We start from the raw sequence: 16,289 nt of genomic DNA, 5'->3' as shown, positions 1-16,289 counted from the left end.
CCGGCTAATTTACACTTTTTTACGGGATATTCAGATATTTGTGCGTCTGAACAGAAGCCTGCCATTCAGGGTTTTCCAGGATGAAATCTGTAATTTTAGGATACATATCATCTCTTTTGCTCCATTCACTCTGAAGATAAAGCTTACAGTTTTCAGAAACTTTTGCAGCCTGTTCCTGAGCAAATGTAAAATCATGCTGGTTGAAAATAATGACTTTAAGCTCATTGGCCTTTTGATAAATCTCTTCTTTAGGAAGCCCTGTTTTCTTTGGTGAAAGGGTAATCCAGTCCAGTTGACCGCTCATCGGATAAGCTCCGGAAGTTTCGATATGTACTGTACACCCTAGTTCTTTTAGTTTGGATGTCAGGATATCTAAATTCCACATTAAAGGCTCACCACCAGTCAACACAATTGTTTTACAGTGTTTAGCTGCAGTTTCTGCAATTTCTTCTGCATTCATCAGGGGATGAAGTTCCGGATCCCAGCTTTCTTTTACATCACACCAGTGACATCCTACATCGCACCCTCCCAGCCTGATAAAGTATGCGGCTTTTCCGGTGTGTGCTCCTTCTCCCTGTAAAGTGTAAAAATGCTCCATTACAGGGAGCATTTTACCTTCTTTTAATAAAATATCTTCTTCTTTATTCATTTTAAAATTAGTCGTTATAGACCGAAGTTTTATAAGCAATGATGGTGTTTTTCATCAACATCGCTCTTGTCATTGGGCCTACTCCTCCTGGTACCGGAGTAATCCAGCTTGCTTTTGCAGCACAGCTGTCAAAATCTACATCACCTGCAAGGTAATATCCTTTTGGAGAGTCATTATCTACTCTTGTAATACCCACGTCCACAATTACGGCTCCTTCCTTGATCATATCTCCTTTTAAGAAATGAGGATCTCCCAAAGCGGTAATAACGATGTCTGCTTTTCTTGTGTATTCTTCGATGTCTTTTGTGTATGAGTGTGTAAGGGTAACGGTAGAGTTTCCAGGGAAATCTTTTCTTCCCATCAAAATACTCATTGGTCTTCCTACAATTTTACTTCTTCCGATAATTACACAGTCTTTTCCTTTCGTTTCAATATTATATCTTTCCAATAATGTTAAAATTCCGAAAGGAGTTGCCGGTAAGAAAGTATCCATTTCAAGAGCCATTTTTCCGAAGTTTTCAGGGTGGAAACCATCCACATCTTTTCTAGGGTCAATAGCATTGATGATTTTTTCCTGATCAATCTGATCTGGTAAAGGCAGCTGAACTATAAATCCGTCTACTGCTTTAGACTTATTAAGCTCGTCAATTTTTTCCAATAGTTCAGATTCAGAAACAGTGCTTGGAAACTTGATTAAGCTGGATTGAAATCCTACTTCCTCACAGTCTTTCACTTTAGAGTTTACATAGGCCTTGCTAGCTCCATTATTTCCTACAAGAATAGCCACCAAATGTGGAGCTCTTCTTTTGCTTGCGAGAATCTTTTCTACTTCAACCTTGATCTCTGCTTTAATTTCCTTGGATACTTTAAGTCCGTCAAGAATTTCTGCCATTTTTACTTTTTTACTTTATAGATTTACTTTTACTTTCTTTTTACTTACTATTTGTTTTCCTTATAGTAATTGATCAATCCATTGGTAGAGCTGTCATGAGAGCTTATTGCCTCATTGTTTTCAAGCTCCGGAAGGATTTTATTGGCTAATACTTTTCCTAATTCCACTCCAAACTGGTCAAAACTGAAAATATTCCAGATTACTCCCTGAACGAAAATTTTGTGTTCATATAAAGCAATGAGCTGACCTAGTGAGAAAGGAGTTAATTCCTTGAATAATATAGAGTTAGTTGGTGTATTTCCATGGAAGACTTTGAAATTGATCAGTCTGTCTATTTCTTCATCAGATTTTCCGGAATTTCTAAGCTCTTCTTCCACTTCTTCTTCCAGTTTTCCGAAGGCAAGTGCTTCAGTCTGAGCGAAAAAGTTAGCTAATAGCTTGTCCTGATGATCAGAAACATGGTTCGGGCTTTTTGCATAGGCAATAAAATCTGCCGGAATCAATTCTGTTCCCTGGTGGATTAACTGATAAAATGCGTGCTGGCCGTTTGTTCCAGGTTCTCCCCAGATGATCGGTCCCGTTTCATATTCTACGAATTCACCGTTTCTGTCTACACATTTTCCGTTACTTTCCATATCTCCCTGCTGAAGATAGGCTGCAAATCTGTCCAGATATTGAGAGTAAGGTAAGATAGCATAAGTAGTTGCTGCATAGAAATTACGATACCAGATTCCCAAAAGTCCCATTAGTACAGGAACGTTTTCAGAGAATTCTGCTGTCTGGAAGTGCTGATCTGTATCAAAAGCACCTCTTAAAAGCTGTTCGAAGTTTTCATATCCTACAGAAAGTACAATACTTAATCCGATTGCGCTCCAAAGAGAATATCTTCCGCCTACCCAGTCCCAGAACTCAAAAATATTTTCTTCTGCGATTCCGAACTTCTTAACTTCTTCAATATTAGTAGATAAAGCAACAAAATGCTTGGCTACATCTTCCTGTTTTCCTGCTTTCAGGAACCAGTCTTTAGCTGAATTGGCATTCGTCATTGTTTCCTGAGTCGTAAATGTTTTGGAAGCAATGATGAATAAAGTAGTTTCAGGATTTAAGTCTTTCACTACTTCTGCAATATGATTTCCGTCCACATTGGAAACAAAGTGAGCGTTTAATCTTGTTTTAAAATGCTTTAAAGCTGAACAAACCATCACAGGACCTAAGTCTGATCCTCCAATCCCGATGTTGACTACATCTGTAATCTCTTTTCCGCTGAAACCTTTATGTTCTCCTGAAATAATCTTTTCAGAAAAAGATTTCATATGCTCAAGAACTCTTTTAATCTGTGGTTTGATGTTTTCTCCATCTACGATAATTTCACGGTCAGAAAAATCTCTTAAAGCTGTATGAAGAACTGCTCTTCCTTCAGTTTCATTGATTTTATCTCCCGAGAACATTCTGGAAATAGCATCTTTTAACTGGCTTTCTTCTGCCAATTGTAATAAAAGATCCTTTGTTCTTGAATCAATCAGGTTTTTAGAATAATCAAAAAGATAGTTGTCCTTTTGTAGAGAAAACTCATTAAAACGGTTCGGGTTGTACTGGAAAAGAGTTCTAAGATCAAAGTCATTTCCACCGAAGTGTTCGTCAAGTGCTTTCCAGCTGCTAGTTTGTGTTGGATTTATTTTTGATAGCATATTACAGAATTTTTATCGCTCAGAAGATCATGTATCGGATGAGAAGAGCTCATAATCCATAATGATTTATTTCTGATTTGCAAATTTACGGAAAAATAAAACCTCAGATAAATTTGAAGATAATAAATAACGATTTTTTAAAAAACAAAACCTCAGAGTTTATCTGAGGTTGTATGAAAAATGTTTTGTGACAAGAGTTTTCAAGGTTATTCTTCCATTTCGTTCAAAATTGTTTCCAGTTGTTTGGCACTCCTTCCATAGACGTATTTTGTCCATAGAACGATGCTTGTTATCAGTCCTAAAGTTCCGATAAGAACTGCAATGATTAAACCTTGTTGATGAGCAGTGGTAAGTTCTGTTAAAGATTTTCCATGTTCTTTCATCGTATTATAAATCACCATACCTATCGTTACAAGGAAATGAGGAAGTAACAGAAATCCGAAAGACTGGTATCTTTCCATATTCAGCCGAAGCTCATGGTATATTTTCCAAAGGCTGTTTTTGGTGTTTCCGGTATAAAGTTCCGTCTGTTTGTAGAATTTATAAAATCCTAGCAGATAGTACGAAGATATAACGACCATCATCGTATAGGATACATAATAAATAATATATTGTGAATGAGGAAATTTAAACTGAAGAGGGAAAAAAGCGATCAGAATGATGGCCAGAACCTGCATAGGAAATTCTTTCTTCATGTTTTTCTGGATTTTTTCTATAGGGTGTTTGCTTTCCTTTAATTGTTCTATCGTATCAGGAATATGGACGTCGCTGTCTTCCTTATTCCACTGTTCTTTTAATTGATCAAAATTCATAACCTGATTTTTTTATGATTTGCTGTATTTTTTCTTTTGTTCTGTTGAGTTTTACACGAGCATTACCTTCACTGAGGCCTAAATTATTTCCAATTTCTTTATGTGACATTCCTTCCATGAAATAAAATATGACGGCTTTTTCTAAAGAATTAAGCTCCTGAACGGCACTGTAGAAAATTTCCAGCTGCCTGTCTTTTGTGGGATTATAATCTTCCTGCTGTACTTCAAAATGCGAAGGAGCATCTGTATGATTATTGGATCTTTGCTTTTCCTTTTTTAAATATGTAATTGCAGTATTGATCGCAACCCGATACATCCACGTGGAAAACTCACTGTTTCCTTTGAAATTCTGGTAGGACTTCCAAAGCTGGATAAGAATTTCCTGCTGAAGGTCTTCCCGATCTTCTACGGAATCGGCATAGATCCGTGAGGCTTTGTATAAGATACCTTTGTGCTGGTTGACGAGCTTTAAAAAAGCAGTTTCAGTTGGATTGCTCACAATCGTTTCATGGTTTGGTTATTATTATAAGCTTGATACAGGTTTTACCGTGTAGCCTTTTGCCTGTAGAAGAGGAATAATTCCGTTTTCACCCATAAGATGAGAGCCTCCAACAGCAAAGAATGAACCTTCTTTTTTCATCATGTCTGGCATTACTTTTACCCAGTTTTGATTTCTATTGGTAAGCATAGCCTTTTCCTGTTGGGCATTCATGAATCTTTCATCCTTAAAAAGACTGTAAAGAGATTGTACATTTTCATTTTTAAAGGCTTCAATCATCTGTCTGAACAATATTTGATATTCCTTGTCCATTTTCAATTGAGCAATGGTACTCTTCAGATTATAAGCTTCATTAATCGATTTCATCTGATCTTCTACTTTTTCGAGTCCTTTGATGCTTTTTTTATCTTTCATTGCTTTCTGAAGAAGTTCCATTTCGTAAAGTTTTACTTCGGTCTGAGGACATGGGATTGCTTTGGTAGAAAGCAGTGCATACAGAGCCTGAGGGCTTGAAGAATCTATACTTTTCAGATCTGTTCCGTAATTGGCAAGAACCGTATTCAGTTCTTTAGCTTCTTCGGGAGAAAGCTGATCCGATATTTTTTTATCTGCTTTAAACATTTTCTGTAATGACATCATTTCAGCGGGATCTGTATAATTGATTTCCATAACAAAGTTGTCAGATTTCTCAAGTGCTTTTAATACCTTCGGTTTGATCTCAAAATCTTTACTGCATAAGATATGAAAAGTTCCGGTAATATAAGAAGGCTTAGACAGCCCGTTTCCGGAGACTTCCCAAAGCAGACTGTTTTCCTTGTTGTTACTTTTACTTTGTGCGTTGGTAGTTATGGAGTTCAGTGATAATAATGCTGCGAATCCAAGTTTTATTAAATTTTTCATAGTATTGATTTTTTTGATTTTCTGTTCTTTTAAACAGTAGGTAAAGCAGGCATTACAATCGTTACAGTTTTTTTTCAAAAAAAATAAAAACCTCCTGAAAACAGGAGGCTGTAAAATCTAAAATTATGATGATAACCAATTGGTTAGGATGGTTTTTTTATTCCTGATTTTTTGAATACTCAGGTTTTGTGATTTTTCTTTTTCTTAAAAAATAGATGATTGCAGCAGCAATTAATACAAGAGGCCATACATTGATAAGGCCAACGATAATTCTCTGAATCAGGTAGAATCCGTATACAAACCCGTCTTTTGCATCATAGATGAAATTGTATTTGTACTTATTATCAATATTTGTAGTGTTGGTAACAGCAATTTCAGCAATGCGCAACTGAGGCTCTTTGATGTAAATGTCAATCGTGCTGTATTTTAAATCATCTGTCATGTTCATGCTGGACAGCTTTTGAAGATTTCCTTCAGACATATTCTCATCGTCCAGCGTTACTTTATCTTTATTGGTTTTCAGCTTGCTGATATTTTCAGAAGTCTTTTGATTTCTTTTTCCTTCAAGCTCAGAATATTTGATATTGGCCGTCACATCTTCCGCATTGATAGATCTTGAATTAAGAAATAATTTATTTGTATTGATTGCGGTTAAAAGCTCACCCAGTTTTTCAGTAGGAATACGCGCCTGCATTCTATTCTCCGACTGGTATTTTTTGACCAGCATTGCTTCTTCATTGGAAGTGTTGTAAGTGCTTTCAGAAACCACATTACTTTGAAGATTGCTGTTCGTGACAAAACCTCCGAGCTCCTGAACCGATTTTTCAATAGCAATCGTTGCATTATACACATCTTTTACTTCCATATTCACATCAGCAGTCTTAATAAACTGCTTGTCTTTTACTTTCATATCTGCAACCGATGAAATACTGTCCGAAACCACCACAGCGGCTGAATCTGTAGTAGCATACGCTTCAAGATCATTAGAGGAAACTTCTCCCTTTTTACATGAATAAATTCCTAATAAAAGAACAGCTGATAGAGATAATTTAATGTAAGTCGTTTTCATAGCATTGATTTTTGTTGTTTTCCTTGAGTCAAAGTTCAGCCAGGATCTTTTGTAACGCTTGAAAATCAGAAGTAAAAAGCTTGTAAACGGAATATTCTGTTTTAATTGATTGAAATTAAGGGGTTTGTAAAACAGGGAGGATCCTGGTACTTTGCTTTCGGAGCAATTTTTGCTTATCTTTTACAAACCAACACTACAATCTATCACTATGTCAAATACCTTTTCCAAAATCAGAAACGCAATAGGACTATTCACATCCATAGATTTTGATCAGTTGAGTGCCATTTCTAAAAAAGTGGATCTGCCAAAACTGATGCAAAATTTCTCAAAACTGGATGATAAACAGCTTTCCGGGCTTATGAAAATGCTTGATCCGGAAAAGAAAAAGAAAGAACTTCCGCCCATTGACGGAGATTTTTATGATATCTACCATACTCTTACTCCGGAACAGCGCGAAATTCAGCTGAAAGTAAGAGCATTCATGGAAAAAGAAGTCAAACCTCTGGTCAATCATTACTGGCTCAGAGATGAATTTCCTTTTGAGCTGATTCCAAAATTTCAAAAACTGGATATTTGTGGTGTTACTTATGAAGGCTATGGCTGTCCGGGAATGTCTTTCCTGATGGAAGGTGTTATTGCTATGGAAATGGCAAGAGTAGATGCTTCTATTGCTACTTTTTTCGGAGTACAATCCGGACTGGCAATGGGTTCTATTTATATCTGCGGATCTGAAGAACAGAAGCAAAAATGGCTTCCGCAGATGCAGAAATTTGAAAAAATTGGTGCCTTTGGGCTTACTGAACCGGAAGTTGGATCCGGAGCAGCAGGCGGACTTACAGTAACCTGTAAAAAAACACCGGAAGGCTGGGTCCTGAATGGCCAGAAAAAATGGATTGGAAATGCTACTTTCGCTGATCTGATTATTATCTGGGCCAGAGATCTTGATAGCGGAGAAGTGAAAGGATTTATTGTAGAAAAAGACAATCCTGGATATTCCGTAGAAAAAATTAAAGGGAAAATGGCGTTAAGAATTGTCCAGAACGGATTGATTACCTTAAAAGATTGTCTCGTTACCGAAGAAAACCGTTTGCAGAATGCTAATTCCTTTAAAGATACAGGAAAAGTGCTGAGAATGACAAGAGCTGGAGTAGCATGGATGGCTACAGGCTGTGCACGCGGAGCTTATGAAAGCGCGTTAGATTATACCCGAAAAAGAGAACAATTTGGAAGACCTATCGCCTCATTCCAAATGATTCAGGGACATCTGGTGGAAATGTTGTCTAACCTTACTGCCATGCAGACGATGGTTTTCAGACTGTCTGAAATGCAGGATGAAGGAATTTTAAAAGATGAACATGCTTCTTTAGCCAAAGTTTTCTGTACCCTCAGAACAAGAGATATTGTTTCCAGAGCAAGAGAAGTAATGGGAGGAAACGGAATTCTGCTCGAGTATGATGTGGCCAGATTTGTTGCCGATGCAGAAGCCATTTATTCTTACGAAGGAACAAAAGAAATCAACTCGCTCATCGTAGGACGATCGATTACAGGTTTCAGTGCTTTTGTATAGGAAATAGGTGGCAGGTAGCAGATAATAGGTTATGGGTAGTAAAAAGCAGAACTAGACTACTGCAACCTGCAATCTATTGCCTGCTACCTTACGAAACTAAATTTTTATATTTTTCCTTGTTGTCAATAATCATCCAAAGGTTGATCAGAAACATCACGCCGGCGATACCCATTCCCATAGGAGATTTATCCATTGTGAAAACATGGGTAACAATTCCTACCATGACAGGTAAAATAACAATGGCGCCCAACGCTCTTGTTTTTGGGAAAATAAATAATAATCCGCCAATGACTTCTACAATCCCCACTAAAGGCATCAGCCAGCTGATTTCTCCAAAAGCAGCGAAAAGTTTCATTTGTTCAGGAGTAGGTTTTTCCATGGGCATATAGTTAAAAAATTTGTTTAACCCGGCATTAATAAACATAAGCCCGAAAAGTAAACATAAAATGAATTTTACTATTTTCATGATTGATGATTTTATATCAAATGTAAAATAAAAATAGGATTCGTTGATTGTGTTTTTATAAAAAATATATAATTAATGTTAATGATAGGTTAATGTTGTGTTTTGAATAATTTCATTGTTTATATTTGAAATTCAAACTAAACTAATAATATTATGTTGAAAAATCTTAAAAAATTAAACCGTACAAATTTGAGAGAAATCCAGGGAGGAATTGAAAAATGTGATATTGGACCCATAGATTGTCCATGTAAAATTCCTGCAGGTCATCCTTGTATTGGAGGTGGAGGAGGAACTCCGGAGCCGGATAAAGGATACTGTCCGGATAGCCAAACTTATATCCTGTGCACAGATACCTGTCCAAATGGAATGAGTCCTTGGTGCGCTGCGTCATAACAATAAAAAAAGACTGTCTCTAAAAAGGCAGTCTTTTTATTTAAAGTTTAATATGTAAGCATTCAAAGTTAGGATTAGGTCAATTATTACCCATTACCCATTGCTTATTACTCATTACTCATATTCTAGTCCATTTCCTTCAAAGTGATATTCTTGGAAATTTTGTAGCTTTTTTTCTTCTTATGAGGTTTGGGCTCTTCTCCCAGCAATCTTCCCCAAGGTTTGAGATCATCCACTCTTTCACAGATAATTTTTATAATCGCAATGGCCGGAATACACAGGAACATTCCTGCAATTCCCCAAAGATGTTCTCCTAAAAGGATTCCAATAAAAGAAAATAAAGCGTTGATTTTAACTTTAGAACCCACCACAAATGGTAGAACAATATTTCCATCTACAGCATGAATGGCAATATACCCTAAGGCAACATAAATACAGGTTGAAGGTGTAGAAGTAGCAAATGCTATAAAACAGGAAATGAGAAGAGAAATAAAGATTCCCAGATACGGAATAACATTTAATAATCCTGTCAGAACTCCCAGAAGAATAGCATATTTCACTCCAAGAATGGTAAGGAGAGTGGATGTTAAAACAGAAACAATAATCACCTGAAGGAAAAGCCCAAAGATGTATTTCTTAGTCATGATCCGAATCTCGTTCACAGCTTCCTGTACACTGGCTTTATGTCTTTCGTTGAAAACAGTAACGATAAAATTATTTAAAAGTCTTCTGTAATTTAAAATAAAGATAAAAAACAGGGTGAAAAATATAATGAAGCCGAATCCCGTTGAAAAAATTCCAAAAGTAAATCCTAAAATTACTCCCGAAGAAGACAGAAGTTTAGTTAATCCTTGGTTAATGTAATCCACCTGTTCATCCACTTTCACATTAAATGTTTTGGAAACCCAATGCTGAAGGCTGTTAAAAACAGTGGTAAACTGTTCCTTGAGATGCGGAAGATCCTTACTGAAATCAGATAGCTGATTGGTAAAGAAATAAATAATACCGCTTAAAATCATCAGCATAATAAATACTGAAGTCATGGTAGACATAGATCTTGGAAATCTTAGCTTTCTTTCCATAAAAGTGGCTGCAGGCAAAAACAGCATCGCCATCAGGAATGCCAGGAAAAACGGAGCTAAAATACTCTGTCCTAATGCCAGAAGGTAGCCAAGTCCAATGATGGAAACTACCACGAGGGTAAGCTTGACAAGGAAAGGAAGTCTAAGGAAATTCATAATCTAAAAATATGCAGTGTGGAATAAAAATAAGAAAACCCTTCTGAATTGAAAAATTTTTTATTCAATCCTTCAGGATTTTCTTGGATTGTATCAAATTTTATTCCACCCAGCCAGGTTGATTGTGATTTTTTTACCTAAAACAGAAACACGCCCTGAATATCAGAACGTGTTTCTTTATTGAGAAGTTAATATGTTATAAATTGTTTTATTCTTCAATGGCGATGTCAATGACTTCTTCCATTCTGTTAACGTAATGTACTCTCAGATTTTTCAGATAATCTTTTTTGATTTCCTCCACATCTTTTCTGTTAGCCTCACAAAGAATAACATCTTTGATCCCTGCTCTTGTTGCGGCAAGAAGCTTTTCTTTGATTCCCCCTACAGGTAGTACTTTTCCTCTTAATGTAATCTCTCCGGTCATTGCCAGGTGAGGTTTTATTTTCTTGTTTTTAAACGAAGAAACCATTGATGTCAGCATAGCAATACCAGCAGACGGTCCGTCTTTAGGCGTTGCTCCTTCAGGAACGTGTACGTGAATGTTTTTCTTATCCAGGTCTTCTTGTGGTATTCCCAGCTCATCATGTTTCGCTTTTATATATTCCAGCGCAATAGTAGCCGATTCTTTCATTACTGTTCCCAGGTTTCCAGTCATCGTTAATGCCCCTTTACCATTGCTTAAAATACTTTCAATATAAAGGATATCTCCTCCTACGCTTGTCCATGCAAGACCGGTTACCACACCCGGAACTCCAGTGATTTCAGATAAGCTTTTAGGTCTTGGAACTCCAAGGATTTCATCTACTTTTTCCACTGAAATTTTTGGGTCATATTCTTTTACCAAAGCTGTCTGTAGTGCTACCCATCTTCCAATGGCTGCAATTCTTTTTTCCAAAGTTCTTACACCACTTTCAGAAGTATGTGCTTCTACAATATGCTTAAGTTCTGCATTTCCAAGTTTGAATGATTTTGCATCCAGACCATTTTCTTCCTGTTGCTTTTTGATTAAATGTCTTTTGGCAATCTCAATCTTTTCCTCCAAAGTATAACCGGCAATCTGAATGATTTCCGTTCTGTCTAAAAGAGGAGTCTGTATCGTTGAAAGTGAATTGGCTGTAGCAATGAACATTACTTTTGAAAGGTCATAGCCCATCTCCAGGAAATTGTCATAAAAAGACTTATTTTGTTCAGGATCAAGAACTTCTAAAAGCGCTGAGCTTGGATCCCCATGAAGACCTTGTCCGATTTTATCAATCTCATCAAGAACAATTACCGGATTTGAAGTGCCGGATTTTTTGATAGATTGTAAAATTCTTCCCGCCATAGCACCGATATACGTTTTTCTATGTCCGCGGATTTCACTCTCGTCATGAAGTCCTCCCAATGATAATCTTACATATTTTCTCCCTAAAGCATCAGCAATAGATTTTCCTAAAGAGGTCTTACCCACACCCGGAGGCCCTACCAATAATAAGATAGGAGACTTCATGTTGTTTTTTAATTTTAAAACAGCCATGTGCTCAAGAATTCTTTTCTTGATATCTTCCAGACCGAAGTGTGCTTTGTCAAGTACTTTTTCAGCCTTAGCAATATCAAAAATATCTTTTGTATAAGTTTCCCAAGGTAGATCTGTAAAGAAATCCAGGTAGTTTCTCTGTACGTTATAGTCCGGAGAATTAGGATTCTGACGCTGAAGTCTGCTGATTTCTTTCTGGAAATGGTCTTCTACCTCCTGACTCCATTTTTTTGTTTTAGCCTTAGCAATAAGATCTTCCACATCACTTTCAGGTCCACCGCCCAGTTCTTCCTGGATTGTTCTGATTTGTTGATTCAGGAAGTATTCTCTCTGCTGTTTATCAAGATCCTTTGAGGTTTTCTGATGAATCTGATTTCTCAGCTCCAGCTTTCTGAAATCCTCATGCATCATCTCATAGCACTGATTGGCTCTGATCATCAGGCTTTTCTCTTCAAGAAGTTTTTGTTTTGCAATGGAAGAGAAATTAGCATTCGTGCAGATGAAATTCAGAAGATCATCATTATTGTTAATATTTTTGATCGCGAAATTTGCAGCATTAGGAATATTGGGATCAAGTTCAATGATCTTTAAAGCGAGATCTTTGATGTTCTCCAATAATGCTTCATACTCTTCCTGATCTTTAGGTCGGCTGTCTTTTAATTTTGATATTTCTGCTTTGAAGTAAGGTTTATTATCTATGATTTTTTTAATCTTAAATCTGTGGAAACCTTTAGTGATAGCAGTAATATTACCTTCTGGCAGTTTAATAATCTTAATGATTTTTGCCAAGGTACCGGTAGAATAAATATCTTTTTCGGAAGGTTGTTCCAGATCCGAATTTTTCTGGCTTACAATTCCAATAAAATCTCCGTTCTTCTGTGCTTCTTCAAGAAGCTGTATAGAGGTTTTTCTCCCTGCAGTAATAGGAATTACTACATTGGGGAACATAACCATATTTCTTACGGGAAGTATAGGGAATATTTTCTGTTCGGAATTTTTATCAGTCTCTGCGAAGTCGGAAAGATTGATTTCTTCAGTTACGATATCAAATCCGTCACTGATCATTTCTTCTAAACTAATATCTTCAAATTCTGTCATAGTCAATCGAATGACAAATTGTCATTTTCGTTTTTTATCGTTAAAGGGATTTTTATATAATATACTCTGAAAACGTGCGGCATATTATAATGTTTTAAAAATGCACAATACTTATGCCATTTGTTTTTTACTTAAAAATACGGTCAAAATTTCCTTTTTTAGATAATCTTTGCATTAAAAATCAAAATTAAGCAGTTCTGTTTCTGTAATTTCTTAAAAATGTGTATTTTCGCAAACTGATAAAAAACTATAATTTATAAAATGGCAATTTTAGGACAGATTAGGAGTAAGCCTTGGCTTTTAATGGGAGTAATAGCCTTAGCGCTTTTGGCGTTCCTGGTGAACCCAGATAGTATCGACAAGGTTTTTGGTAAGAATCCTGACGTTTTAGGAAAAGTAAACGGTGAGAAAATCACCCGCGAAGAGTTCAATGATCAGCTTTTCGTGTTGCAGCAGCAGGCTGAACAGCAAGGTCGTCCGAAAAACGGTCTTGAAGAGCAGGCTTGGCAGTTACTTGTACAATCTAAACTTATCAAACAACAGTTTGAGAAATTGGGCTTTGAAATGACTGATGATTATTTCTGGAATCAAATCCAGTACGATCAGATGTTTGCTCAGAATCAACAGTTCTTTGATGAGAAAGGTAACTTTAAAACTCAAGAGCTTAAAAAAGAAATTGAAACATTACAAAACACCAATCCTCAAGGATATACTCAATGGTTGAAAACGAGAAAGACTATCGAGTACAGACTGATGGCAAGACAGGTGTTTACTAATCTTTCAGCAGGTATCACTACAGGTAAGAAAGAAGCTGAAGAATTGATGAAGCAGAGAGATCAGCTTGCAGACATCGACTTTGTAAAAGTAGATTACGCAGCTTATCTTCAAAAAACGAAGATCAATGTGACAACACAGGATCTTGCTGATTACATCAAGAAGCACCCTGTAATGTTCAAAGCTGAGCCTAGCAGAAATATCGGTATTGTATTTTTCCCATCTAAACCAAGTGCAGCAGATGATGCAGCAGCCTTGAAAGAAATTACAAAATTATATTCAGGAGGTACAGATGCAAGTGGAGGAACTGAAAACTTCCAGAATACTAAAAACGATTCTATGTTTGTAGCGGCAAATTCTGATGCACCATTCAATCCTCAGTATTTGAATCCTGCTCAATTGCCTCCAACAATCAAAGATCAGATCACTGCAGCAGCAGTAGGTCAGACTTTTGGTCCTTATAAAGAACAAGATGTATATGTAGTTTCTAAATTGGTAGGTAAAAGACCTTCAGATTCTACTTTATCCAGACATATCCTAATTGCATTCAAAGGAAGCCCTGCAGGTGAAGGGGTAACAAGAACTAAAGAGCAGGCTAAGAAATTGGCAGACTCAATTGGTGCAATTGTAAAAGCAACTCCTGCTAAATTTACAGAATTCCTTAAGCTTTCAAGCGATCCAAATTCTGCAGCTCAGGGAGGTAGCCTTGGTTGGACAACACCAGAGACGCCTTTCGTTCCGGAATTCCTTGCTTATCTTGCAAGCAATCCTAAAGGAGCTACAGGAGTCGTAGAAACACAGTTCGGTTACCATATCATCAATATTGAAGATAAAAAATCAGGATCAATGGGGTATAAAGTTGCTAACCTTGTGAAAGCAATCAAACCTTCAGATGCTACTGAGGCTGAAACAGACAAAAACTCAAGGAAATTCATTCAGCAGGTTCAAGGAAAATCTTTCAACGATTTCGTGAACATTGCTAAAAAAGGAAACTATCAGTTCTCCAATCCAAAAGCAGCGAAAAGATTTGAAGGTCAGCTTCAGGGCTTAGGTACTGAAAAAGATGCTGATATCCTTACATGGGCTTTTGATAAGAAAAGAGAAAAAGGAGATACTGAATTATTTACAGTAGACGGAACTGGTGATAAAATTGTAGTGTATCTGAACGGAAAACAGGAAGCAGGTCTTGCTGATCCGGAATCAGTGAGAGATCAGATCGAAGTTATCGTTAAAAATAAATTGGCAGCAAAACAAATTTCTGATAAAATTGCAGCAGCAAAAGCTTCCAGCTTAGATCAGATTGCTAAATTGTTTGCCGCTCCAAAACAATCTGCTCAGGTGAACCTATTGAATCCTTCAGTAGCAGGTGCTATGGAACCTAAAGTTGCCGGTGCAGCATTCGGTGTTGCAAAAGGTAAACTTTCTAACCCGGTTGAAGGTGGAACAGGAGTTTATGTTTTGATCAAAAAATCAGAAACTGTAAACAAACAGCCTGGAGATCTTAAGCAGTTTACAGAATCTCTTACTCAGAGAAGTGCTGGAATGTTCGGACAGGCTTGGATGAAGAGTCTTCAGGACAACGCAGATATCGAAGATTACAGAATCGAGATCTGGAACAAGCTGGGAAATCAGCAACAATAAGAAAATCATTTCAATGATATAAAAAGCGACAAATTTTTTTGTCGCTTTTTTTGTATTTAACGCAGAACAATAAAGGAAAAGATTTATTTAAAATGTATTATATTTGCTTATTAGAAAAAAATTAGCAAGTGAAGTTCAGTAAAGAATTAAAAGCTGGTGTGATTGCACTTCTAGCTATCGTAGGCTTTGTGGTGTTGTTTCAGTTTATGAAAGGGAAAAGCCTTTTTACTACCGACAATATATTTTACGCAAAATATGACAATGTGGAAGGTCTGGCGCAGTCTGCGGCAGTCTCTATTAATGGATTGAAAGTAGGGCAGGTAGATAAAATTATTCCTATCACCTCAAAAGATGGAAAAATTAATTTCGTCGTAAAAATTACCGTTGATAACAAATTCGAATTTTCAAAAAACTCATCACTGGAGATCTTTGAACCGGGATTAATGTCCGGTAAAGAAATGAGAGTAAACCTTATGTATGGAGGACCGACTGCAAAAGACGGTGATACCTTAAAAGGAGCTTTTAAACTGGGAACATTGGGAAGTCTTTCTTCTCAGGTTGGTCCGGTAAAAGATCAGCTACAGGTGGTTTTACATAGAGTAGACTCTTTAATGGCCAATGCCAACCAGGTTTTTGATGCTCAGAACAGAGCGGAAATAAAAGCTTTATTAGCGAACCTTAATAAAACAGTTGGAGCATTACAGACTACAGCAGGAAGTGTAAATACACTGGTAGGGCACAATGATCCAAAACTGCAAAAGGTGCTGGACGATGCAAGTCTTACCATGCAGAGTGGAAAAGTTACTCTGGATAAATATGGAAATCTGGCTCAGAGCATTGATACGAAACAGTTGAATGCTACGATTGCCAATTTGGATGCTACCGTAGGAAAATTAAATCAGGTGATTGGTGGTATAGATAAAGGAGAAGGAAGTTTAGGTAAACTGATGAAGGATGAACAACTTTACAACAACCTGAATTCAGCATCTTCCAATTTGAATTCATTGATTGAAGATATGAAAGCGAATCCGAAGAGATATATCAACTTCTCGGTTTTCGGTAAAAATAACAAAGACTAATACGCCTT

General features: G+C 36.8%; 14 protein-coding genes. 4 read left to right on the top strand and 10 right to left on the bottom strand.

The window, feature by feature from the left end; genetic code table 11:
• Positions 1–19: 19 nt before the first annotated feature.
• The 7 genes from ACKTTZ_RS06475 to ACKTTZ_RS06445 form a co-directional block, all read right to left on the bottom strand.
• Positions 20–649 (bottom strand): 7-carboxy-7-deazaguanine synthase QueE, encoded by a 630-nt coding sequence (locus tag ACKTTZ_RS06475; RefSeq protein ID WP_034692670.1) that lies wholly within the window; start codon positions 647–649, stop codon positions 20–22.
• A gap of 7 nt (positions 650–656) precedes the next feature.
• Complete coding sequence (locus ACKTTZ_RS06470) at positions 657–1,541, bottom strand: bifunctional 5,10-methylenetetrahydrofolate dehydrogenase/5,10-methenyltetrahydrofolate cyclohydrolase (RefSeq protein WP_034692667.1); 885 nt, start codon at positions 1,539–1,541, stop codon at positions 657–659.
• Between the two features lie 47 nt (positions 1,542–1,588).
• Positions 1,589–3,229: a glucose-6-phosphate isomerase gene (gene pgi / locus ACKTTZ_RS06465; RefSeq protein ID WP_306596678.1), complete on the bottom strand. Its 1,641-nt coding sequence runs from the start codon at positions 3,227–3,229 to the stop codon at positions 1,589–1,591.
• Positions 3,230–3,435: 206 nt separating this feature from the next.
• Complete coding sequence (locus ACKTTZ_RS06460) at positions 3,436–4,041, bottom strand: hypothetical protein (protein WP_034692661.1); 606 nt, start codon at positions 4,039–4,041, stop codon at positions 3,436–3,438.
• Positions 4,031–4,540 (bottom strand): RNA polymerase sigma factor, encoded by a 510-nt coding sequence (locus tag ACKTTZ_RS06455; protein WP_253316592.1) that lies wholly within the window; start codon positions 4,538–4,540, stop codon positions 4,031–4,033. The genes ACKTTZ_RS06460 and ACKTTZ_RS06455 overlap by 11 nt, the downstream gene beginning before the upstream one ends.
• A gap of 24 nt (positions 4,541–4,564) precedes the next feature.
• Positions 4,565–5,440, bottom strand: coding sequence for a TraB/GumN family protein (locus tag ACKTTZ_RS06450; protein ID WP_407847893.1), 876 nt, complete (start codon positions 5,438–5,440; stop codon positions 4,565–4,567).
• Between the two features lie 157 nt (positions 5,441–5,597).
• Entirely contained in the window at positions 5,598–6,509 is a 912-nt protein-coding gene (locus ACKTTZ_RS06445) for a DUF4349 domain-containing protein (protein WP_407847892.1), read from the bottom strand.
• 208 nt (positions 6,510–6,717) lie between these two features.
• Here ACKTTZ_RS06445 and ACKTTZ_RS06440 point away from each other — a divergent pair, with 208 nt between their 5' ends.
• Positions 6,718–8,076, top strand: coding sequence for an acyl-CoA dehydrogenase family protein (locus ACKTTZ_RS06440; RefSeq protein ID WP_407847890.1), 1,359 nt, complete (start codon positions 6,718–6,720; stop codon positions 8,074–8,076).
• A gap of 88 nt (positions 8,077–8,164) precedes the next feature.
• Here the strand turns inward: ACKTTZ_RS06440 and ACKTTZ_RS06435 are convergent, their stop codons facing one another.
• On the bottom strand, positions 8,165–8,542 hold the full coding sequence (locus tag ACKTTZ_RS06435; protein WP_407847888.1) for a DoxX family protein: 378 nt from the start codon (positions 8,540–8,542) through the stop codon (positions 8,165–8,167).
• 153 nt (positions 8,543–8,695) lie between these two features.
• Here ACKTTZ_RS06435 and ACKTTZ_RS06430 point away from each other — a divergent pair, with 153 nt between their 5' ends.
• Positions 8,696–8,935 (top strand): bacteriocin-like protein, encoded by a 240-nt coding sequence (locus ACKTTZ_RS06430; RefSeq protein WP_034692648.1) that lies wholly within the window; start codon positions 8,696–8,698, stop codon positions 8,933–8,935.
• Between the two features lie 125 nt (positions 8,936–9,060).
• Here ACKTTZ_RS06430 and ACKTTZ_RS06425 read toward each other — a convergent pair whose 3' ends face one another.
• Both ACKTTZ_RS06425 and lon read right to left on the bottom strand, forming a co-directional pair.
• Positions 9,061–10,173 carry an AI-2E family transporter gene (locus tag ACKTTZ_RS06425; protein ID WP_034692644.1) on the bottom strand — a complete coding sequence of 371 codons (1,113 nt, stop codon included), beginning with the start codon at positions 10,171–10,173 and terminating at the stop codon, positions 9,061–9,063.
• Positions 10,174–10,381: 208 nt separating this feature from the next.
• Complete coding sequence (gene lon, locus ACKTTZ_RS06420) at positions 10,382–12,787, bottom strand: endopeptidase La (RefSeq protein ID WP_253316588.1); 2,406 nt, start codon at positions 12,785–12,787, stop codon at positions 10,382–10,384.
• Between the two features lie 261 nt (positions 12,788–13,048).
• Between lon and ACKTTZ_RS06415 the strand changes: the two genes are divergently transcribed.
• Together ACKTTZ_RS06415 and ACKTTZ_RS06410 are read left to right on the top strand one after the other, a co-directional pair.
• A complete protein-coding gene (locus ACKTTZ_RS06415) occupies positions 13,049–15,202 on the top strand; it encodes a SurA N-terminal domain-containing protein (protein WP_034692638.1) in 2,154 nt (717 codons plus the stop codon).
• A gap of 128 nt (positions 15,203–15,330) precedes the next feature.
• Positions 15,331–16,281, top strand: a complete 951-nt coding sequence (locus tag ACKTTZ_RS06410) for an MlaD family protein (RefSeq protein WP_034692635.1) — start codon at positions 15,331–15,333, stop codon at positions 16,279–16,281.
• Positions 16,282–16,289: the final 8 nt, after the last annotated feature.

It is taken from the genome of Chryseobacterium sp. KCF3-3 (assembly GCF_045865955.1).
GTDB lineage: Bacteria > Bacteroidota > Bacteroidia > Flavobacteriales > Weeksellaceae > Chryseobacterium.
Note: the sequence above shows the minus strand (reverse complement) of the source record. Positions and strands in the feature narration are given on the sequence as shown.

Excerpts from the sequence above, each read along its gene's own strand:
- ACKTTZ_RS06475 (WP_034692670.1), bottom strand. The coding sequence starts at position 649 with ATGAATAAAGAAGAAGATATTTTATTAAAAGAAGGTAAAATGCTCCCT.
- ACKTTZ_RS06470 (WP_034692667.1), bottom strand. The coding sequence starts at position 1,541 with ATGGCAGAAATTCTTGACGGACTTAAAGTATCCAAGGAAATTAAAGCA.
- pgi (WP_306596678.1), bottom strand. The coding sequence starts at position 3,229 with ATGCTATCAAAAATAAATCCAACACAAACTAGCAGCTGGAAAGCACTT.
- ACKTTZ_RS06460 (WP_034692661.1), bottom strand. The coding sequence starts at position 4,041 with ATGAATTTTGATCAATTAAAAGAACAGTGGAATAAGGAAGACAGCGAC.
- ACKTTZ_RS06450 (WP_407847893.1), bottom strand. The coding sequence starts at position 5,440 with ATGAAAAATTTAATAAAACTTGGATTCGCAGCATTATTATCACTGAAC.
- ACKTTZ_RS06445 (WP_407847892.1), bottom strand. The coding sequence starts at position 6,509 with ATGAAAACGACTTACATTAAATTATCTCTATCAGCTGTTCTTTTATTA.
- ACKTTZ_RS06440 (WP_407847890.1), top strand. The coding sequence starts at position 6,718 with ATGTCAAATACCTTTTCCAAAATCAGAAACGCAATAGGACTATTCACA.
- ACKTTZ_RS06435 (WP_407847888.1), bottom strand. The coding sequence starts at position 8,542 with ATGAAAATAGTAAAATTCATTTTATGTTTACTTTTCGGGCTTATGTTT.
- ACKTTZ_RS06430 (WP_034692648.1), top strand. The coding sequence starts at position 8,696 with ATGTTGAAAAATCTTAAAAAATTAAACCGTACAAATTTGAGAGAAATC.
- ACKTTZ_RS06425 (WP_034692644.1), bottom strand. The coding sequence starts at position 10,173 with ATGAATTTCCTTAGACTTCCTTTCCTTGTCAAGCTTACCCTCGTGGTA.
- lon (WP_253316588.1), bottom strand. The coding sequence starts at position 12,787 with ATGACAGAATTTGAAGATATTAGTTTAGAAGAAATGATCAGTGACGGA.
- ACKTTZ_RS06415 (WP_034692638.1), top strand. The coding sequence starts at position 13,049 with ATGGCAATTTTAGGACAGATTAGGAGTAAGCCTTGGCTTTTAATGGGA.